Genomic DNA, 19,715 nt, shown 5'->3' with positions numbered 1-19,715 from the left:
ATCCAATGTTACAGTGTTAATAGAAGTGTTATATCATTAGGAAAAACAAAAAGGGGGAAGCAAAATGGACACAAGCCAAGTAAGTAATATGAGGTTAAAACAAGCTGGTACAATAAATATCCTAATTCTTGTTCTTCTCGCTCTTTTTTTCCTTATTGTCAATGTCTTTACGCTAACGTTCTCTCAATTTTATATAACTGCCGGGATATTGGTGCTGATTCAGGGGCTGTTTGGTCTCATAAAGAGAGATTCCACTAGATCTTTATTTCCAATCCTTGAGCAGGTTGCACAATATGAGAAAGATAAAATGGGCATTGAGTGGTATAAGTATAAAAGGGCAGGACACATTTGGAGCTTAGTGCTGGGCTGCATGTTCATTTCGCAATCCGTTTTGTTCAGTGACACCGGAGATAGTGTTTTTCATGTAGATACCGTGCTTATGCTAATCATTGCTTTTACGGTTTTTATTATGATTAATATTAGTTTGATTATTCATTTTAGAAAATTAGATCAGGCGAGCACTCCTGTTGAGTTTCAAGGCTATACGAGAAAAGCTTATACTGTAGCTTTTGGAATTGGAATAGCACTTGGGGTTCTGTTGATTATCTTTTTTGTTTCACTGTTTTTATCATGACTTTAAGACTTGGAAAGGGTGTAGAAAATGAAAATTCTTATGACGGTTCTTTTCTTTTTCATAATAGGATTCTCTGCATTTAAATTAATTCAGCTCCTCTTTAAAATGAATAAGAAACCTCTGGTGCCTCTAACTACTGAGGATCTTCAGCATATTCGAAAACACCCCCAATCACCTGTTAAATTTCCGGCTTTCTCCCAGCATAAAACAGGCTTAATCACATATGCTTTGCTGCTTATTTATTTAAGCGCAATGGTTTTGATGGGTGTATTCTATTGGCAGCTTCAATGGGCCATGTATTTGTGCATATTTCTCCCGCTGATCCATACAAATAACCTCCTGAACTTATTTGCTGTTATAAATGATGGCTTATTATGCGGCACCCGTTTTATTCCCTGGAGAAACATCAAGTCATTTCAATTTGTTGAAATCAATCAGAATCACAAATTCTATGGTTATGGAAAAGAAGTGAATGGCGGATATGAGCTGAAGATTCAAACAAACTTCCTTCCAGTCAGCTGCATTGTGACGTCAGATATGATGAAAGAGAAATTAACGGAGGTTATGGAGGCAAGGATTACACAAATAGAAAGAGATCTCAATCAAACAATATAAATGTTCGATATAAAATATTTTTAATTAAAGATAAAAATACGGTTGACTTCTCTAACTGTAAATATTAATATTACAGTATAAGCTGATAACGATTATCACTTATATTTTTATTTAAACTGTAACTTTTTATATTACATTTAGACTACTATTATGTCGGGAGTGTTGAAACTCATGGTACATTTATATACGACTTCAAGCTGCACATCTTGCAGAAAAGCAAAAGCATGGTTAGAGGAACATCAAATTGATTTTGTAGAAAAAAACATTGGCACAAATCCTTTAACAGTGGATGAAATCAAATCAATTTTAAGGTTAACAGAAGCAGGGACAGAGGAAATTATTTCAACAAAGTCAAAAACGTTTCAAGCTTTAGATGTGGATGTGGATGCACTCCCGCTGAAGGAACTATATCAGTTAATTATGGATCATCCGCAAATGCTGCGCAGACCCATTTTATTAGATGAAAAACGTTTGCAGGTTGGCTTTAACGAAGAAGAAATCCGCAGTTTTCTTCCGCGCAAATTTCGCTCATTTTCCTTTAGTGAGTTACAGAAATTGGCGAACTAATACGCTCGGACAGGATTCTTGACAACCCCTATCTGTAACAATTAGTATTACAGTAATGATAACAAACTTTGCATTTTTTGGAGGCAAAAAATGAATAGTGACTTTACTCTTGCCATACACAGTTTAACGTATCTTGCTCTTCAATTGGATCATATGTCAACGAGTGATGCGATTTCGGAAAGTGCATGTGTACATCCCGTTCGAATTCGCAAGGTCCTTAGCTTATTAAAAAAACATGGGTTCATTGTGTCAAAAGAAGGAATCGGCGGCGGCTTTATCTTTTCAAAGGATGCAAGCGAAGTCAATTTATGGGATATATATAAAATCACCTCTGACGGAGCTTTACAGCCTAAATGCCCCAGTTCAAATGAAGATTGCGTAGTTGGCGCAAACATGCAAACTGTATTATTTTCAATTTTTATTGGTGCTGAAAAACACCTCGGACAATATTTGAAGAATTATACGATTAAAGACATTGTAGACTTGGTTAATCAAAAAAATCATATATGCTGACAGGGAAATGTATCTATTTCCTGCAATCTAACTGTAATGAAATTATTTACAGTTTAAAATTAAAAAGTAGGTGAATTGAAATGACGAATTTGCAAATAGGCGATTGGATCAAAGCACAATCACCAGATGGAGAATTAATCTTAGGATATATTGATTCCGTTCATGAACAAGAACAATTTGCGAAGGTAATCGTTGTTACCTCTGATAACAATGAAGCGGTTGGAAAGAAGATTCCAATCCTTCAGAAACGTTTGAAGAAAATCCCAAATGCAAAGGTTACCAATGTCGAACAGCTTCGATTTCTAATTGACCTGGCCCTTGAAACCGGAGATCGGGAGTGGTTCAACGAACTATCAAACAAACTTAACTCCATGAAAAAGCTTGTGGATGATGTGAAATAGAGCGTCGAGTGAATTAGATATACTTTACACCTCGGACATATGTATTTAATTCGACAATACACTTGATTGAGGCTGGGACATAGAAGCGAATGGTTAGGAAGTGAACTTTCTAATCATTCGCTTTTTTTATTTGGGATTTTAAAAATTTTAATAAAAATGAGTGTAATGGAGGAAAGAGGAAAGGGTAAGAACACGCAGGAGCGGCAGCGGCGAGGAGGTTCAAGCTTATGATCCCTCGAAAAAACAAGGTTTTTGCAGTGCAATGGAACGTGCTATTTTGGCATATCCACTTATTTTTCTCAATAAAAAATAAAGCATTGCTTTACCATACATTCAGAAACCACATTCCCTATTTGCATAGACATTAGTCGGTACTCTCTTTAATTCTCACGCTAAAAAAGGTATATTGAAGATATAACAATGTGATATGTGGAGGTTAGTCTGTTGGCGCAAAAGCCTAAACGAATTGCGAAATATAAAATCATTGAAGAATATATACTTGAAAAAATAAAAAGCGGAGAATATACAAAAGGGCAATTGATTGAAACAGAACAGGAATTAATTGAAAAGTTTAGTGTAAGCCGCGTAACGGTTAGGCAGGCTACCAATAATTTGGTCGCAAAAGGATATCTATCCAGAAGTCAGGGGAGCGGGACCTTCGTTTCAAGTCAAAAAATTGTTGGTAGAACAACCAATGTGAAAAGTTTTACAGAGGAAATGAAAGAAATGGGGAAAGTGGCTAGTACAGAAGTACTTGAATTTAAAATCATTTCGGCAAGTCCTGAAATCGCGCTCAAATTACAAATTGAAAAAAACAATCCCATTTATTTTATTAGAAGACTCCGTAAAGCGGATAATGATCCGATGATGCTTGAAACTAGTTATATGAGTGTAGTGGATTATCCTGACCTGTCCTATGAGAATATTTCGGGATCTAAATACCGATATATTGAGGAAGTTAAAAATCAAACCATTGATCACTCTCACCATGTGGTTGTTCCGATCATGCCAACTGAGGAAATTATAAATTATTTTAACTATGACCCTGATCAGCCGCTAATAAAATTATTAAATACAACTTTTTTAACAACTGGAAAAATTCTGGATTATACAGAGGTTATTTTAAACTCTGAAAAGTATCAGTACCAATCCATACGAGCAAAGTAAATTTGTATTAATAAATTTTATGAAATCTATATAAATTTTACAATTGAATAAGCAAAAATAATGGCATTCATCAATGAGGTGAGTGCTTTTTTCATTTTATATAAATAATATTTCCAGTTTAAACATAATGTTCTGCAAAGAAGCAGACACTTATAGTCATGAAATATCTTAGAAATATCTTAGAAATAGCAAGAAAAGATTATCCTAACTTGTGTTTAATATATAGACTATTAATTTTTATTTATTTATTAATACATATTATTTAAATGTATTGACATATTTAATATATTTGATATTATGTTTATAGAAATTGAATTAACCGTTTACAGCACTCAAAGTTGAGTGAAAAAATTTTCAGGGTGATGAAAGCGGTTCCTATTAACTGTTAATTTTACAAGAAGAAAGGGGTATAAACATGAAAGACGCACTGATGGGTTTTGGTCAAAAACTTGGAAAAGCGATTTTACTGCCAGTAGCGATCCTTCCAGTAGCGGGATTATTGCTGGGGATATCTTCTGCTTTATCTGGACAAGCAGTTCTTGAAACATATCCAATTTTAGACAACACCATTTTGCAAGCGATTTTACAGATTATGAAAGCAGCTGGATCAGGGGTATTTAATGCACTCCCATTAATCTTCGCAGTAGGGATTGCGATTGGTTTAGCTAAAAAGGAAAAGGGTCCTGCAGCTTTAGCAGCTGTTGTTGGTTATTTCGTCTTAATTATTACGATCAATGCACTTTTAACTATTACAGGCGAATTAGCTCCACCAGATGCAGATCCACGAGCATATGGACAGGGAGCACAATTTGGAGTTCTTACACTTCAAATGGGTGTTTTTGGAGGTATTTTAACAGGTATTGTAACCGGTTTAATTCACAATCGTTTTTATAATATAAAATTACCTGAAATGCTTGCCTTCTTTGGTGGCTCAAGATTTGTTCCAATTATGAATACATTCGTATTCTTAATTGTTGGTGCTTTAATGTATATCATTTGGCCATTTATTGGTAATGGAATTGCAGCATTTGGAGAATTTGCAACAGGACTTGGTACATTTGGAGCGTTTTTATATGGGTTAATGCTTCGTACGCTTTATCTGTTTGGTCTGCACCATGTTTTCTATCTTCCATTCTGGACGACTGCTGCCGGCGGAACATTAGAAGTTGGCGGACAAATGTATGAAGGATTCCAAACGATTTTCTTAGCGCAATTATCTGATCCTGAAACAACTAAATTCTTTGGAAACTTAGCACTATTTAATAGTGGTCGTTACTTGCACATGATGTTCGGAATGATTGGTATTGTTCTTGCCATGTATCATGCAATTCCTAAAGGACCAAAAAGAAAAGCAACAGCTGGTTTCTTATTATCCGTAGGTTTAACAGCATTTGTTACAGGTGTTACAGAGCCAATTTCATTCGCTCTATTATTCGCTTCACCACTTCTTTTCGCAGCAGAAGCAATTCTGTTTGCTCTAAGTTTTGTCGTAGCGAGCATTGCCAATATTACAATTGGTTCAACTTTCTCAGCAGGACTAGTTGAATTCCTCCTATTCGGAGTATTCCAAGGCAACGATAAAACGAATTACCTTTGGGTTATTCTTTTAGCCATTCCGGTTATAGCGGTTTACTATTTTGTCTTTAAGTTCTTGATAATTAAGCTAAATGCAAAAACACCTGGCCGTGACGATGACGAGGTGACAGAAGAAGAACAAGGTCATGTAGTTGTAGCTGAAGACGGCAAAGCCAAATTAATCATTGAAGGGCTTGGCGGTTTTGATAACATTACTGAAATTGATAACTGCGCAACAAGGTTAAGAGTAACTGTGGTGAAGCCAGATAAGATTGATGCAAAGGCATTAAAGCAGACTGGCGCCATGAACACAGTTGTCAGAGGTAAGGCGATCCAAGTAATCTATGGACCAAAGGTAAATATTATCCGCGGTGAAGTAGATGATTATATCGAACAAAATAATATTAAACATTTGTAATAGGGGAAGTGCTCTATCGATTTTTGATAGGGCCTTTGCCATTATCTTAAAAGGAGTTTTATGATGAAAAAGAATGTAATCTATATACACACTCATGATAGCGGAAAAGTTCTTAGTCCATATGGTTATGATGTTCCGACTCCTGCACTGCAGCAGTTTGCGGAAGAAGCAACCATTTTTAGACAGGCCTATTGTGTAGGGCCAACTTGTTCACCAAGCCGGTCAGGACTTCTGACTGGAATGTACCCGCATAGCAACGGGATGTATGGATTGTCTCAGCGTGGATTCCAGCTTCATGATTATAATCAGCATTTAGTAAATTTCTTAAAGAAGCAAGATTATCATACTGTGCTATGTGGTATTCAGCATGAGGCTGGCAGCTATACAGATCATAAAAATGGGGCAAAAATGATTGGATATGACCAGGATATTACGGCTGATAATTCTGGTCTAACTGAACAGGAGCTTGTGAAGTGGGATTATGAAAACGCAAATCAAGTTCGTGACTGGCTGCAGCAGACAGATAAGGATCAGCCTTTCTTTTTATCTTATGGAATGTTTGCGACACATCGCAAATTTCCTGAAGAAGCACACGAGGATTATCCGGAGTTTGATCCAAAGTATGTAATGCCTCCATACCCAATGTCGGATGATAAGAGAATTCGTGAAGACTACGCTGGATACCTTAACTCTGCTACTTGGGCAAACGAATCATTCAAAATCGTGATTGATGCCTTAAAAGAAGAAGGGTTATATGACAATTCCATTATTATTTTCACGACGGACCATGGTTTAGCTTTCCCATTCGGCAAATGTACGCTTTATGATACTGGAATTGGTGTTTCATTGATCATGCGTGTTCCTGGAAGCAATATGATTGGTGAGGAAGTAGAAGGTCTTGTATCGCAGGTAGATATCTTCCCTACATTATGTGAATTGCTGGAGATTGAAAAGCCATCTTATCTGCAGGGTGTTTCTTTTGCAGAGATGTTTAAAGTGATGGATCATGAGGTGAGAGACGAGATCTTTGCTGAAATCAACTATCACACGTCCTATGAGCCTGCGAGAAGCATCCGCACGAAAAGGTATAAGTATATTAAATATTATGATGAAAACTATTTGAAAATTAACCGTACAAATATTGACAATTCACCAACGAAAACATTATTTCATGAAAATGGTTTAGAAGAAGCTGTTAAGCCTCATGAAGGATTATATGATTTATTATACGATCCAGGCGAAAGAAATAATTTGGCCGGTGATGAGCGATACGCAACAACGCTTGAAGAAATGCGCCAGAAACTGCATGAACATCAAGTTGAAACAAATGATCCGATTCTATCTGGTCATTTTAAAACAAAAGAAGGCTGGAAGGTTAACCGTGCTGAAACGTATAACCCTAGCTCGAAAGATCCTAATGATTATTTAAAGGCTGGTGAGTAACATGTTTGGACTTTTTAATAAAAAGAAAAAAGATGGTTTTGTTAGCCCTGCTGCAGGGACGATTAAATCGATTGAACAAGTAAACGATGAAACTTTTTCACAAAAAATCATGGGTGATGGCTTTGCTATTGCACCGAGTGCTTCGCAAGTATTCTCTCCTGTAGATGCTGTGGTTGATTTTGTTTTTAAAACAAATCATGCGGTAGGATTAAAGACAGAGGATGGAAAAGAGATTCTTATTCATGTTGGTGTGGATACCGTAAATTTAGAGGGAAAAGGATTCACTTCTCATATCCAAGATGGACAAAAAGTGAAGCAAGGTGACCTATTATTAACGGTCGATTTTGATTCAATTAAAGATCTTGTTCCTTCAACAGATATTATTATGATTTTTACAAGCGGGGAAGCCTGCAAAGTAAACAATCCAAATGAAAAAGTAGAAGCACAGCAGGAAAAGATTATTGAACTAACAAAATAAAAGTGCTGGGTAACTCTCGCTTATTCTTCTGAGTAAGCGGGATTTTTCCATTATGTATCTAAATAGAGGAGGTAATGGTCTAATGCAATCTTATAATGAGAAACAGCAGAAAATGATCCAGCAATTAAAAAATGGTCTTATTGTTTCATGTCAGGCAAAAAAGGACGACCCAATGTATATGCCAGGCATTATTACCGGGATGGCTAAGTCTGCGATATGGGGAGGAGCAGCAGGCCTTCGTCTTAATACTCCGGAACAAATCAGCGAGGTCCGTCAAATCACAGACCTTCCTATAATTGGTCTGTGGAAGCAGCATTCAGAGAATAGTTCTGTTTTTATCACTCCAAACATGGAAGCTGTTGATGAAGTTATAAGCGCAGGTGCCGATATTGTGGCGATTGATGCAACAGACCGAATCAATGCAGATGGTGAAAAAGCATATCTCCTAATTGAAAAAATCAAACAAAAATATCCTGAAACCATCATTTTAGCTGATATCCGCAATGAACAAGAAGCTGTCACCGCACTAGAGCAAGGGGCTCATATGGTGGCTCCAACTCTGTATCGATTCAATGATAACCCGAAGTCAATTGATAGTCCTGACTTTGAAATGCTGGCTAAAATTGTACGTGCATGTGAGGGAAAAGGACTCGTGCTAATGGAAGGGAAAATTAATACACCTGAAGAGGCGATCGAAAGTTTATATTTGGGTGCCTATGCAGTCGTGGTTGGAAGTGCCATTACGCGACCACACCTGACTACATTAAGGTTTACTAATAAAATTAATAAGTATGAAAATAAAATGCCACTCTATTATTGAGTGCTGAAATTTTGTAAAACTCCTGCCCGAATGGGAAAATGATAAGTGTGAGATTTACTAAAGGAGTGATCCAATGGACAACCAGAAAAGCTGCTGTTCAGCATCCAGATCGTCTATTTCTGTGAATAATACTGTTTTAGAAAATGAACAAAATTTTGAGACGCAATTGAAGCCGGAGGATAGAGAGAATATGGTTTACCTTGAAGGCGGCACCTTTTTAATGGGAACGGAGGATGATGACGCCAATCCGTTTGACAAGGAAGGACCGATCCGGGAAGTAAAGGTTGCTCCTTTTTATATTGATCCATATACCGTCACAAACCGCGAGTTTCAAGAATTTATTAACTCGACAAACTATCAGACAGATGCCGACAAATTCGGCTGGTCTTTTGTTTTTCATCTGCTAATATCTGAGGAAACAGCTGCCAAAGTCACACAGGCACCGGTACAAACCCCATGGTGGCGTGTTGTACATGGAGCCAATTGGCAGCATCCAGAAGGTCCTAATTCTTCAATTGAAGACCGAATGGATCATCCTGTTGTGCATGTTTCCTGGAATGACGCTCAGGCTTATTGCAAGTGGGCTGGAAAAAGACTGCTGACAGAAGAAGAGTGGGAATTTGCCGCAAGAGGCGGGCTTGTTCAGAAGAGGTATCCATGGGGAGATACCTTACAGCCAAATGGTGAGCATTACTGCAATATTTGGCAAGGTCAGTTTCCGGTGAAAAATACAGAAGAAGATGGCTATTTAGGAACAGCACCTGTTCATGCTTTTCCGGCAAATGGATATGGTTTGCACAATATGGCAGGAAACGTCTGGGAATGGTGTGCAAATTGGTTTGATCGTTCTAAAAAAGATGATTCTAACACCAATATGCAGATGCCAGAATCACCAAGAACAATGCGAGGCGGTTCCTATTTATGTCATGATTCATACTGTAATCGCTACAGAGTGGCAGCCCGGAGTTCGAATACAGAAGACAGCTCTTCAGGCAATGTAGGATTCCGCTGTGCAGCTGATGTTTAAGAGGATAAAAGAGGCATCTACAAGCGTAGATGCCTCTGCTATTTAATATACAGCCTGCAAACAGTGAATTAAAACTTTTCATATTCCTGGGCTATTAACCGATAAGACTCGTATTTATCAGTAGGATCATATGTAATCGTCACAATCATAAGCTCATCAGCATGATATTGCTTTTGCAATAGGTCAAGCCTCCGCTTAACTTCAGCAGGATTCCCGAAAATGATCTTCTCCTTCATAGCTTCGAGCTTTGTTTTTTCTTCAAAAGAGAGCCGGGTATTTTTCGCATTTTCTATGCTTGGTACTCCTTGATTTCCCTCTTTCTTTTCTCTCTGCATCGACCAGATTAAAGAACTTAAAGCAATTTCTTCAGCTTTTTCCGTTGTCTCAGCGCAAAACACAGTTGCCGCTATAATGACATAAGGTTTTTCTTTGTGTGGAGTTTTGCTGTAAACATCCCGATACTGCTCCACAATTGCAGGACCATTCTTGTCACTCATAAAATGGCCGAATACATATGATATGCCTTTTTCACCGGCAAGTATAGCGCTTTTTTTGCTTGTGCCCAGCAGCCACGGGTGTGGTGTCTGATCAGGTATAGGTGCTGCTTTTACTTTGGCAAAGGAATGATCTTCGGGGAAATCATTTTGCAGAAAATGCAAAAGGTCATCAATTGAGTCAGGAAAGGACCATACGCCTTTTAAGAAATGATCAGATAGTGCCTGGCTTGCTTCAGCGGAACCGCCGGGAGCCCGGCCAAGCCCGATATCGATGCGGTCTGGAAACAATGTGGCAAGCATATTAAAAACCTCCGCAACCTTATAAGGTTTATAGTAGGGTAAAAGCACGGCACCGGATCCAATCCGAATGGTATTCGTTTGTGCACCAATATAACTCAGCATAATTTCCGGTGCGGGGCAGGCTAGTCCGTTTAAATCATGATGCTCCGCAATCCAGTAGCGGGAATAACCATATTTTTCTCCGTGCTGGGCAAGCTTCAAGGAAGCTTCAAGTGCCTCTTTTGCCGTTTGGTCCGCTGAAATAGGCGATTGATCCAAGATGCTTAGCTTCATTGTGTCTCTCGTTCCTTTTCAAGAAAGGTTACCGTATACTCTCCGACATTTCCTTTTTCATATAGGTTTGTAAGCGAGGTGTAGTAGTGTACGATTTCTCCCGAGAAAGCCAATTGTAAGGAAGGTACGGAAACTTCAAAGTTTTTCTCATATAATAATACAGCGATGTCATGATATTCCTCACTATTCACATCAAAGACAACGGTGATTTTATGAAGACTTCCTGCAACGTCGTGCTTCAAGCCTTTAACATTAATAGACGTGCCGTTTAAAAAGATTTCTTTATTCATAACTAAAGCCTCCTAACTTTTAGAAAAACTGCTTAGTTTAATTTTATCCAATTAGAATAAAACTAGCGAACAATGCGCTTAAATAGTAACTGGACAACAGTGTCGTGAAAAAAGGATAAAGAAGATGTGGTAATTCAATAAATGGAAAATACAGTCGTAAAAAAGAGAGAAACGAGACACGAAAGTCCAGTAAATGGAAAACAGTGTCGCGAAAACGAGAGAAACGAGACACGAAAGTCCAGTAACTGGAAAAAAGAGTCGTGGAAACAGGAGAAACGAGACACGAAAGTCCAATAACTGGAAAACAGTGTCGTGAAAACAGAAGAAACGAGACACAAAAGTCCAATAACTGGAAAACAGTATCGTGAAAACAGAAAAAACAAGACATGAAAGTCTAATAACTGGAAAATAATGTTGTGAAAACAGAAGAAACGAGACACAAAAGTCCAGTAAATGGAAAAAAGTCGTAAAAACAGAAAAAAGGAGACACAAAAGCCTAGTATCTGGAAAAAGGAGTCGTGAAAACAGGAGAAACAAACACAATAGTCCATAGCTTCCATCATAGGAAACAATGATCTAGAACTCACCTATTAATGCAAATATAAGAACAAGACATAACCTTCCAGCCCAAGGATCTCTGATGGTGAAGTGTGAGATCAGCTGTTATGCTTAGCTACGGTGAAGCTTGACGGCGTAGATTCTATTTCAAAATAACAAAACATCTCCAATCACAAAGTGAAAGGAGATGTTTATTTTACGAAATCTTAAAAATAAGTTAGATCCGGTAACCAAGCTGTTTTGAAATATTCATCGATGTTTCTTGTATTTTGTGCTTAAGTTCCTCGTTAATTCGTTCCATTGTAATCCGGCTGCTTGGTCCCGAAATGCTGAAGCTTGCTATAATTTTACCCGTATAATCATAAATCGGAGCGGCAATACAGCGAATGCCTTCTTCGTTTTCAATATTATCTAATGCATAGCCCTGACCTCTGATTGTTTCCACTTCGCGTTTTAACTCCTCGCGGGAGCGGATCGTATTTTCTGTCCTGGTAATAAAATCCGTCTTTGCTGCAACTTCCTCAAACTGCAACTCATTTTTACCAGAGAGCAAAACCTTTCCAACACCCGTGCAATACATCGGTGCTCTGCTCCCAATTCGAGAGTACATGCGAATCGTCTGATTGCTTTCAATTTTATCAATATAGACGACTTCACCTTTATCCTCCATGCATAAATGGATCGTTTCATTTACATCAGAAGAGAGTTTTTTGAGAAAAGGCTTTGATATAGGAATCAGGTCAATATTATTTAAAACATTTCTTGATATATAAATAACTTGGTATCCAATTTTATATTTATCTGTCTCGACATCTTTAATCACATAATTCATGTCGATTAGAGTTGATAGAAGTCGGTGAACCGTGCTTTTTGAAAGACCGACTTGTTCAGATAAACGTGTGATTTGAATTCCGTTTGGATATTCGGATAAAACATTCAGCAAGGTAAGAGCGCGTTCCAGTGATTGTACATTCGCCATAATTTCCCTCCATCGTTAACGAACGAAGACAGATCAAAGATCATATCTAGATAACTTTTTTAGTTTTGATATTCACGGCAGGTTGACACATTAATCATAGTAAAATCAAATAGGTTTGTAAACTATGGAAAAATAATCTTGTATCCCCTTTCATTTTTTTGACTTAAAAGAAAACTTTTTTATTGAAATTCATCAAATATCATTTATAATGAAATTATAGAACATGATTCTATATTGTGGAACACCTTAAAACGTAAGAAGATTTGTACAGGTAGTTTTAAAGAAAATGATATCGCTTACGAAATCGATTTAGTATTTCAGAGGGGGAATTTTTAAAAATGAAAATTCATTATGCTCACCATCCAGATGATGTCAAACACTATACAACTGAAAAACTTCGTAATGAATTTCTTATGGAAACTGTATTTAAAGAAAATGAAATTGAGTTAGCATACAGCCATGTGGATCGCATTATTTATGGAGGAGCAATGCCAGTAGAGAAAGCGCTGACATTAGACGCTGGAAAAGAACTGGCGGCTGAGTATTTCCTTGAGCGACGTGAAATGGGCGTTATCAATATTGGCGGAGACGGAAAAATTGTCTTAGACGGCCAAGAATATCCGATCAACAACAGAGAAGGAATCTATATTGGAAGAGGAACAAAAGAGGTTGTATTTCAATCAAATGATGCAAATCAGCCTGCAAAGTTCTATATCAATTCATGTCCAGCACATAAGACATATCCAACTGTAAAAGTAGATTTAGAGAAAGCGATCGCACGTCCGCTTGGTGAAGATTCTTCTATGAATAAGAGAACCATTCATCAGTTCATTCATCCAGATGTGCTGGAATCCTGCCAATTAAGTATGGGTATGACCGTTCTTGAGGAAGGAAGCGGCTGGAACACAATGCCTTCTCATACACATGAACGCAGAATGGAAGTATATTTCTATTTTAATATGGAAGAAGACACACGCGTATTTCACTTAATGGGGCAGCCGCATGAAACTAGACATATTGTCATGAGCAACGAGCAAGCCGTATTATCACCAAGCTGGTCCATTCACTCTGGAATTGGCACGCGCAATTATACCTTTATCTGGGGAATGTGCGGAGAAAACCAGGATTTCGACGATATGGATCATGTAGCAATGAAGGATTTGCGTTAATAGCACAAATCCTTCCAATCTACTTTTAATGCTTGAAGGAGGCTGACATGACAAAGCCCAGAATTATCATTACAGATTGCGACCATGAAAATATTGATATAGAAACAAATATTTTTCAAAATGAATCATTCACTTTTGAACACTTGGACTGTAAAACAGAAGATGATGTCATTGCTCATTGCCAGGGAGCTTCTGTTTTTCTCAATCAATATGCACCTATTACCGAAAAAGTAATGGCGAATTTGCCAGATTTGAAGCTGGTTATCCGCTATGGTGTTGGAGTGAATAATGTTGACCTGGATGCAGCAGATAAATATGGAGTTCAAGTATGCAATGTTCCTGATTACGGCACCAATGAGGTAGCCGATCATGCATTAGCACTCATGCTCGCTCTTACCCGAAAAATCACGCATATGAATCAGCTGGTAAGGGACGGCATTTGGGATTATCAGAAAAGCATTCCCATATACCGTCATAGCGAACAAACGGTTGGAGTGATTGGATTAGGCAGAATCGGTACTTCCTTTGCACGAAAAGTGCAGGCCCTTGGCTGCTCAGTGATTGTATGCGATTCCAAATATAAAAACAATCAATCTAGAAAACTGCCAGACGGAATGAAGCTTGTGGAATTAGATGAATTGCTGGAGCAATCGGATGTTGTTTCCATTCACTGTCCGCTCGAATCAGCTTATAACTTAATAGATGAAGAACAGCTGAGAAAAATGAAAAAAACTGGTTATCTGGTAAATGTATCACGCGGTGGAATTGTGAATGAAGAGGCCCTTGATACTGCCCTTACAGAAGGTTGGATTGCTGGTGCGGCTGTCGACGTTGCTGAAAAAGAGCCTCTGTCCGAGGACTCGCCGTTATTCAAACACGAGAATTTTTTATGTACTCCGCATATGGCTTGGTACTCTGAACAAGCTGCGATGGAATTAAAACGAAAAGTAGCAGAAGAAGCAGTACGTTTTTTGAAAGGTGAACATGTGCACTACCCAATAAATGAGATTCATAACCTTATAAACGAGTAGGAGTGGACGATATGAAAAAGACTTTTAAAACTTTCGCTATCATTGTAACCGTTTTCTTTGCAACAATGTTAGCAGCTTGCGGCGGTTCTAGTTCTTCAGGAGAAACTTCAGATGGAGGATCAGGCGGAAGCGGATCAGCGCAAGAAATTAAAGTAGCTTTTAACCAGCCTGAAAACCATCCACAGTACAAAGCAATGGAAGAGTTCGGTGAGAAATTCAAAGAATTAACAGACGGTGCATATGAAATTAAAATGTATCCAAACGAACTTTTAGGTGCACAGCGTGAAACAATGGAGCTTGTTCAATCCGGGACAATCGGCATGTCCATTGTTGCAGGAAGCTTAATGGAAAACTTCAATGAAGAGTTTGTTGTATTCAACTTGCCATATGTTTTTGATTCAAAAGATCACCAAATGTCTGTGTTAAATAACCAGGATATTGTAGGTGACTTATATACGTCAGTTGAAGACCAAGGCATGACTGTAGTAGCAGGTTTCCATGGCGGTGTCCGTAACGTTTATAACAGTGAAAAGCCAATTAACACACCAGAAGATTTAGCTGGACTGAAGATCCGTATAATCGAAAGTGATACAAACATTAAGATGATGGAAAATATGGGTGGAACAGGTACACCAATGGGTCAAGGTGAAGTGTACACAGCGATTCAATCAGGCGTTATTGATGGCGGAGAAAATAACGAGTTAATTTACTCTAATTTAAAGCATGTTGAAATCGCGCCATACTACTCTTATACACAGCATTTAATGATTCCTGACTATTTGATCATTAACACTGATTTATTAAACGGCATGTCTGAAGAGCATCAAAACATCTTTAAAGAAGAATTGGCAAAAGCAGTAGATCGTGAAGTTGAGCTTTGGGATGCAGATGTAGAAGCTGCGAAAAAAGCTGCTGAAGAAGCAGGTGCTGAATTTAACGAATTAGATATAAAAGTTTTCCAAGATGCCGTTCAACCGGTTATTGATGAAAAGTTAAGCTCAGACAGCGCAAAAGCTTTATATGAAAAAGTTAGAGAAGTAGCTGAATAAGAGCTGGAGTGATTTTATGAAACTCATAAAAACAATTTTAGACAAAATCCTTGGAAGTGTCTGCATCATTCTTTTCGCTTTCCTTGTATTGCTAGTAACTTGGCAAGTTATCACTCGGTTCGTCTTTGACGATCCGAGTGTCATTTCAGAAGAATTAGCGAAATATTGCTTCGTTTGGCTTGTTTTGTTTGGAGCTGCCTATGTATTTGGTGAAAGAGGACATATGGCTATTGAATTTGTAAAAGATAAATTTCCAACCGGAATCAAAATGGGTGTTGAGCTGTTTATCGAGTTAGTAGTAATCCTTTTCGCAGCCCTGATTCTTGTACAAGGCGGATATGCAGCAACAAGTTTAGCTTGGACACAATTATCCGGTGCGCTGCAAATTCCAGTAGGTTATTTATATGCGGCCATTCCGCTTAGCGGATTATTTATTATTTTTTACTGCATCTATAACATGTACCTGATTATTAAAAATAAGAAACCACTAGAGCAATAGGGAAGGCTGAAAGGAAGTAGATAATATGGATATTGCTGTTCAAGCGGCACTGATACTATTTGCTGGCGTGGCATTCTTATTAATTATTGGTGCACCAATTAGTATTAGTGTAGGAGTAGCATCTGCCTTGGCGATGTTCTCTATCATTGACTTTAATAATGGTCTTTTGACCTCAGCGCAAAGAATGTTTACTGGAATGAACTCATTTACATTGCTTGCGATTCCGTTTTTTATTCTTGCCGGTGTAATTATGAATAACGGCGGAATTGCAACGAGACTGGTTAATTGTGCTAAAGTACTGAGCGGCCGTTTGCCTGGTTCTTTAGCACATACCAATATTGTAGCGAATATGATGTTCGGCTCAATCAGCGGTTCAGCGGTTGCTTCTGCTGCAGCAGTTGGAGGGACGATGGGTCCGCTACAGAAAAAAGAAGGATATAATCAAGAGTTTAGTGCGGCAGTAAATATTGCTTCCGCGCCAACAGGGATGCTAATCCCGCCAAGTAATACATTGATCGTATACTCCCTTGTAAGCGGTGGAACATCGATTGCTGCTCTGTTCATGGCAGGCTATGTGCCGGGACTTCTATGGGGTCTGGCTTGTATGGTTGTTGCGTTCATTTTGGCTAAAAAGTATGGGTATAAAGGCGATGACAAAGTTAGTTTTGCGGTCGCATTAAAAGTCTTTTTAGATGCGATTCCGAGTCTTTTGTTAATTGTGATTGTCATTGGAGGAATAATTGGAGGCGTGTTTACAGCAACAGAAGGCTCTGCAATCGCTGTTGTATACTCTCTGCTGCTTTCCTTCATTTACAGAACGATTAAAATTAAGGATCTGCCTGGAATTCTATTAGATTCTGCAAAAACAACGTCTATCGTTATTTTCTTAATTGGTGTTTCTTCCATTATGTCATGGGTGATGGCTTTCACCAATATTCCCGGCATAATTGCAGATACATTGCTGAGCATTTCAGATAACATGTTTGTTATTTTGCTCATCATGAACCTGGTGCTTCTAATCGTTGGAACGTTCATGGATCCAACACCAGCAGTTCTAATCTTTACACCGATCTTCCTGCCAATCGCAACAAGCTTTGGAATCGATCCTGTGCACTTTGGCATTATGATCGTATTCAACTTATCGATTGGTACCATTACACCGCCTGTTGGACCAGTATTATTCGTGGGGACAAAGGTAGCTGGACTGCGAATTGAGAATGTAGTAAGGCCATTAATGCCGTTTTTCTTAGTAACGATTTTAGTGCTTCTGCTTGTTACGTACATTCCGGAACTATCTCTATTTGTACCAGAATTATTTAACCTAACAGGAAATTAATAAAAAAGTAGACAGGTACATGTAGCGTGGAAACGGGACTGTACCTGTTTTTATAAGGTCAGTAAAAGCGGTAATTCGAAAAAAGTATTTATTTATTGCACCGGAGGGATTTATCATGAAAGCTATTTTTTACGAAGGAGCGGAACACGTAGCCTTCAAAGAAGCAGAAATGCCGAAGCTTCCAGATGGCTGGGCGCTCATTAAAACGTCCCATGTAGGCATTTGTGGAACAGATTTAAACATCTTTGCAGGAACACATCCGAGGGCAGCAGCTCCGTTAATTATGGGTCATGAATTCTCTGGAACTGTCCTTGAAGGACACCCTGCATTAGAAGCCGGAACAAAAGTGACAGTCAATCCTCTGTTAAGCTGCGGCAAATGTGGTCCTTGTTTAACAGGCCAGCCTCATGTGTGTGAGTCTCTAAAGCTGATTGGCATTGATTGTGACGGCGGAATGGCCGAATATGTAGCTGCCCCAATAGACAGCATCATTCCTTTGCCGGATGATATGAGCTTAGAAGCAGGTGCTCTGGCAGAACCAGTTGCTGTTGCGGTTCATGCGGTTCGGCAAGGCGGTTACGTGCCTGGCGATCGAGTAGTTGTATTTGGTGCCGGAACAATTGGATTATGTGTGGCACTTGTGTTACGAAGCTTGGGCGCAACGGATATTATCGTTGCTGAAACGAATGAACACCGTCTTGCCATGGCGAAAGAGCTTGGATTTGTTAGTGTCAATCCGCTGAATGAGGATGTTAACAGTGTTGTTTTAGAGAAGACAAACGGATTAGGTGCTGATTTTGTTTTTGATTGCGCAGGTCATCCATCTGTATTGACTCAGCTGACAGAGCTTGTAAAGGTGAGAGGTAATATTATCATTGTTGCAGCTTATAAGAAACCAGCTGCAGTCAACCTTCTGCAGGGAATGTTTAAAGAGCTTTCCATTCAATTTGTTCGTGTATATACTCCGAGAGATTTTGAGATTGCGATTGACCTATTACATTCACAAAGCAGCTTCGAAAAAATGATTACACATGTACTTCCGCCAGAAGAAGCCGAAAAAGGCTTTGAACTGCTGACAACAGGGACAAACGCAGTAAAAGTAATGTATACTTTTTAACGTTTTCTAGAAATAAAGGAAGACAAGCTTAAAGTGAATCAACATTTGCCTTTTAGAAAGGAATAAAAGATGAGTAACTTATTTGATTTAACAGGAAAAGTAGCAGTAATAACAGGCGGTAATCGCGGTCTTGGGAAAGAGATGGCGTTAGGTCTTGCCAGTGCCGGTGCAGATGTAGTAGTGGTAGCCAGAAATGTAACCGAAGAAGTGTTAGAAGAAATCCGTCTTCAAGGTGTTAAAGCATTAGGCATCAACTATGATATTCGCAATGTAGATGGTTATGCTTCGTTGATTGATCAGATTATCGATCAAATGGGCAAAATTGATATATTAGTCAATAATGCAGGCGTACAAAAACGCCATCGTGCTGTCGATTTTCCAAAAGAAGATTGGGACTTTGTCATGGATATCAATGCAAATGCTGTATTTTATTTGTGCCAGACAGTCGGAAAGCATATGCTTGAAAGAGGAAAAGGGAAAATCATTAATATTGCTTCATTATTATCCTTTCAAGGGGGCTTAACGGTTCCCGCATATGCAGCAAGCAAAGGAGCTGTCATGCAATTCACGAAATCACTGGCAAATGAGTGGGCTGGGCAAGGAGTGAATGTCAATTGCATCGCTCCAGGCTATATGGCGACAGAAATGAATACAGCCTTAATTGAAGACCCAACAAGAAGCAGACAAATTCTTGAAAGAATACCAGCGCAAAGATGGGGAAATGGACAGGATATGCGAGGAGCTGCAATCTTTTTAGCATCTGATGCCTCTGATTATATTCACGGCTATACATTAGCGGTAGATGGCGGCTGGCTAGGACGTTAAAACGCTACTATAGAGTTTCTTTGGTATGGTGGGAAAAAGCCTCTTCAGATAAAGACTTCAGCAGCTGAGCTGGAACACCCTGAAGAGGTTTTCACCAATCTTATCAGAGTAAGACAGATAAGTTAGTAATCTTG

Annotated in this window: 21 protein-coding genes; 18 read left to right on the top strand and 3 right to left on the bottom strand. The window is 38.7% G+C overall.

Features of this window, described 5'->3' with window-relative positions; translation table 11 throughout:
• Nucleotides 1-64 precede the first annotated feature (64 nt).
• The 11 genes from B7E07_RS18800 to B7E07_RS18750 all read left to right on the top strand — a co-directional run bounded on the left by B7E07_RS18800 (nucleotide 65) and on the right by B7E07_RS18750 (nucleotide 9,658).
• Nucleotides 65-634, top strand: a complete 570-nt coding sequence (locus tag B7E07_RS18800) for a hypothetical protein (RefSeq protein WP_080848357.1) — start codon at nucleotides 65-67, stop codon at nucleotides 632-634.
• 105 nt (nucleotides 635-739) lie between these two features.
• Nucleotides 740-1,249: a hypothetical protein gene (locus B7E07_RS18795; RefSeq protein ID WP_218970437.1), complete on the top strand. Its 510-nt coding sequence runs from the start codon at nucleotides 740-742 to the stop codon at nucleotides 1,247-1,249.
• 171 nt (nucleotides 1,250-1,420) lie between these two features.
• A complete protein-coding gene (gene spxA, locus B7E07_RS18790; protein ID WP_080848355.1) occupies nucleotides 1,421-1,816 on the top strand; it encodes a transcriptional regulator SpxA in 396 nt (131 codons plus the stop codon).
• 90 nt (nucleotides 1,817-1,906) lie between these two features.
• The gene (locus tag B7E07_RS18785; RefSeq protein ID WP_080848354.1) at nucleotides 1,907-2,329 is read left to right on the top strand and encodes an RrF2 family transcriptional regulator; all 423 of its coding nucleotides are present in this window, start codon (nucleotides 1,907-1,909) and stop codon (nucleotides 2,327-2,329) included.
• An 80-nt stretch (nucleotides 2,330-2,409) separates the two neighbouring features.
• Nucleotides 2,410-2,730: an IDEAL domain-containing protein gene (locus B7E07_RS18780; protein WP_080848353.1), complete on the top strand. Its 321-nt coding sequence runs from the start codon at nucleotides 2,410-2,412 to the stop codon at nucleotides 2,728-2,730.
• A 444-nt stretch (nucleotides 2,731-3,174) separates the two neighbouring features.
• The gene (locus tag B7E07_RS18775) at nucleotides 3,175-3,897 is read left to right on the top strand and encodes a GntR family transcriptional regulator (RefSeq protein ID WP_176215246.1); all 723 of its coding nucleotides are present in this window, start codon (nucleotides 3,175-3,177) and stop codon (nucleotides 3,895-3,897) included.
• A gap of 415 nt (nucleotides 3,898-4,312) precedes the next feature.
• A complete protein-coding gene (locus B7E07_RS18770; protein WP_080848351.1) occupies nucleotides 4,313-5,890 on the top strand; it encodes a PTS transporter subunit EIIC in 1,578 nt (525 codons plus the stop codon).
• A gap of 63 nt (nucleotides 5,891-5,953) precedes the next feature.
• Entirely contained in the window at nucleotides 5,954-7,333 is a 1,380-nt protein-coding gene (locus B7E07_RS18765; protein ID WP_080848350.1) for a sulfatase family protein, read from the top strand.
• Nucleotide 7,334: 1 nt separating this feature from the next.
• Nucleotides 7,335-7,811 carry a PTS sugar transporter subunit IIA gene (locus B7E07_RS18760; protein ID WP_080848349.1) on the top strand — a complete coding sequence of 159 codons (477 nt, stop codon included), beginning with the start codon at nucleotides 7,335-7,337 and terminating at the stop codon, nucleotides 7,809-7,811.
• Between the two features lie 82 nt (nucleotides 7,812-7,893).
• Nucleotides 7,894-8,631, top strand: coding sequence for an N-acetylmannosamine-6-phosphate 2-epimerase (locus tag B7E07_RS18755; RefSeq protein WP_080848348.1), 738 nt, complete (start codon nucleotides 7,894-7,896; stop codon nucleotides 8,629-8,631).
• 73 nt (nucleotides 8,632-8,704) lie between these two features.
• On the top strand, nucleotides 8,705-9,658 hold the full coding sequence (locus B7E07_RS18750; protein ID WP_080848347.1) for a formylglycine-generating enzyme family protein: 954 nt from the start codon (nucleotides 8,705-8,707) through the stop codon (nucleotides 9,656-9,658).
• A gap of 68 nt (nucleotides 9,659-9,726) precedes the next feature.
• Here the strand turns inward: B7E07_RS18750 and B7E07_RS18745 are convergent, their stop codons facing one another.
• From B7E07_RS18745 to B7E07_RS18735, 3 genes are all read right to left on the bottom strand, one after another.
• Nucleotides 9,727-10,728, bottom strand: coding sequence for an LLM class flavin-dependent oxidoreductase (locus B7E07_RS18745; RefSeq protein WP_080848346.1), 1,002 nt, complete (start codon nucleotides 10,726-10,728; stop codon nucleotides 9,727-9,729).
• The gene (locus B7E07_RS18740; RefSeq protein ID WP_080848345.1) at nucleotides 10,725-11,018 is read right to left on the bottom strand and encodes a DUF3219 family protein; all 294 of its coding nucleotides are present in this window, start codon (nucleotides 11,016-11,018) and stop codon (nucleotides 10,725-10,727) included. Before B7E07_RS18740 ends, B7E07_RS18745 begins: the two co-directional genes overlap by 4 nt.
• A gap of 775 nt (nucleotides 11,019-11,793) precedes the next feature.
• Nucleotides 11,794-12,555 carry an IclR family transcriptional regulator gene (locus B7E07_RS18735; RefSeq protein WP_080848344.1) on the bottom strand — a complete coding sequence of 254 codons (762 nt, stop codon included), beginning with the start codon at nucleotides 12,553-12,555 and terminating at the stop codon, nucleotides 11,794-11,796.
• A 338-nt stretch (nucleotides 12,556-12,893) separates the two neighbouring features.
• Between B7E07_RS18735 and kduI the strand changes: the two genes are divergently transcribed.
• The 7 genes from kduI (at nucleotide 12,894) to kduD (ending at nucleotide 19,581) form a co-directional block, all read left to right on the top strand.
• On the top strand, nucleotides 12,894-13,724 hold the full coding sequence (kduI, locus tag B7E07_RS18730) for a 5-dehydro-4-deoxy-D-glucuronate isomerase (RefSeq protein WP_080848343.1): 831 nt from the start codon (nucleotides 12,894-12,896) through the stop codon (nucleotides 13,722-13,724).
• Nucleotides 13,725-13,771: 47 nt separating this feature from the next.
• Complete coding sequence (locus tag B7E07_RS18725) at nucleotides 13,772-14,755, top strand: C-terminal binding protein (protein ID WP_080848342.1); 984 nt, start codon at nucleotides 13,772-13,774, stop codon at nucleotides 14,753-14,755.
• Between the two features lie 11 nt (nucleotides 14,756-14,766).
• Complete coding sequence (locus B7E07_RS18720) at nucleotides 14,767-15,804, top strand: TRAP transporter substrate-binding protein (RefSeq protein ID WP_080848341.1); 1,038 nt, start codon at nucleotides 14,767-14,769, stop codon at nucleotides 15,802-15,804.
• Between the two features lie 16 nt (nucleotides 15,805-15,820).
• Nucleotides 15,821-16,303: a TRAP transporter small permease gene (locus B7E07_RS18715; RefSeq protein ID WP_080848340.1), complete on the top strand. Its 483-nt coding sequence runs from the start codon at nucleotides 15,821-15,823 to the stop codon at nucleotides 16,301-16,303.
• A gap of 31 nt (nucleotides 16,304-16,334) precedes the next feature.
• Nucleotides 16,335-17,639, top strand: a complete 1,305-nt coding sequence (locus tag B7E07_RS18710; protein WP_373886078.1) for a TRAP transporter large permease — start codon at nucleotides 16,335-16,337, stop codon at nucleotides 17,637-17,639.
• A 115-nt stretch (nucleotides 17,640-17,754) separates the two neighbouring features.
• On the top strand, nucleotides 17,755-18,756 hold the full coding sequence (locus tag B7E07_RS18705; protein WP_080848338.1) for a zinc-dependent alcohol dehydrogenase: 1,002 nt from the start codon (nucleotides 17,755-17,757) through the stop codon (nucleotides 18,754-18,756).
• 69 nt (nucleotides 18,757-18,825) lie between these two features.
• Nucleotides 18,826-19,581, top strand: a complete 756-nt coding sequence (gene kduD, locus B7E07_RS18700; protein ID WP_080848337.1) for a 2-dehydro-3-deoxy-D-gluconate 5-dehydrogenase KduD — start codon at nucleotides 18,826-18,828, stop codon at nucleotides 19,579-19,581.
• Nucleotides 19,582-19,715 lie beyond the last annotated feature (134 nt).

It is taken from the genome of Cytobacillus gottheilii (genome assembly GCF_900166665.1).
GTDB lineage: Bacteria > Bacillota > Bacilli > Bacillales > Cytobacillaceae > Cytobacillus > Cytobacillus gottheilii_A.
Note: the sequence above shows the minus strand (reverse complement) of the source record. Positions and strands in the feature narration are given on the sequence as shown.

Bases quoted from the DNA above. Each gene is read 5' to 3' on its own strand.
- B7E07_RS18800 (WP_080848357.1), top strand. From the start codon at position 65: ATGGACACAAGCCAAGTAAGTAATATGAGGTTAAAACAAGCTGGTACA.
- B7E07_RS18795 (WP_218970437.1), top strand. From the start codon at position 740: ATGAATAAGAAACCTCTGGTGCCTCTAACTACTGAGGATCTTCAGCAT.
- spxA (WP_080848355.1), top strand. From the start codon at position 1,421: ATGGTACATTTATATACGACTTCAAGCTGCACATCTTGCAGAAAAGCA.
- B7E07_RS18785 (WP_080848354.1), top strand. From the start codon at position 1,907: ATGAATAGTGACTTTACTCTTGCCATACACAGTTTAACGTATCTTGCT.
- B7E07_RS18780 (WP_080848353.1), top strand. From the start codon at position 2,410: ATGACGAATTTGCAAATAGGCGATTGGATCAAAGCACAATCACCAGAT.
- B7E07_RS18770 (WP_080848351.1), top strand. From the start codon at position 4,313: ATGAAAGACGCACTGATGGGTTTTGGTCAAAAACTTGGAAAAGCGATT.
- B7E07_RS18765 (WP_080848350.1), top strand. From the start codon at position 5,954: ATGAAAAAGAATGTAATCTATATACACACTCATGATAGCGGAAAAGTT.
- B7E07_RS18760 (WP_080848349.1), top strand. From the start codon at position 7,335: ATGTTTGGACTTTTTAATAAAAAGAAAAAAGATGGTTTTGTTAGCCCT.
- B7E07_RS18755 (WP_080848348.1), top strand. From the start codon at position 7,894: ATGCAATCTTATAATGAGAAACAGCAGAAAATGATCCAGCAATTAAAA.
- B7E07_RS18750 (WP_080848347.1), top strand. From the start codon at position 8,705: ATGGACAACCAGAAAAGCTGCTGTTCAGCATCCAGATCGTCTATTTCT.
- B7E07_RS18745 (WP_080848346.1), bottom strand. From the start codon at position 10,728: ATGAAGCTAAGCATCTTGGATCAATCGCCTATTTCAGCGGACCAAACG.
- B7E07_RS18740 (WP_080848345.1), bottom strand. From the start codon at position 11,018: ATGAATAAAGAAATCTTTTTAAACGGCACGTCTATTAATGTTAAAGGC.
- B7E07_RS18735 (WP_080848344.1), bottom strand. From the start codon at position 12,555: ATGGCGAATGTACAATCACTGGAACGCGCTCTTACCTTGCTGAATGTT.
- kduI (WP_080848343.1), top strand. From the start codon at position 12,894: ATGAAAATTCATTATGCTCACCATCCAGATGATGTCAAACACTATACA.
- B7E07_RS18725 (WP_080848342.1), top strand. From the start codon at position 13,772: ATGACAAAGCCCAGAATTATCATTACAGATTGCGACCATGAAAATATT.
- B7E07_RS18720 (WP_080848341.1), top strand. From the start codon at position 14,767: ATGAAAAAGACTTTTAAAACTTTCGCTATCATTGTAACCGTTTTCTTT.
- B7E07_RS18715 (WP_080848340.1), top strand. From the start codon at position 15,821: ATGAAACTCATAAAAACAATTTTAGACAAAATCCTTGGAAGTGTCTGC.
- B7E07_RS18705 (WP_080848338.1), top strand. From the start codon at position 17,755: ATGAAAGCTATTTTTTACGAAGGAGCGGAACACGTAGCCTTCAAAGAA.
- kduD (WP_080848337.1), top strand. From the start codon at position 18,826: ATGAGTAACTTATTTGATTTAACAGGAAAAGTAGCAGTAATAACAGGC.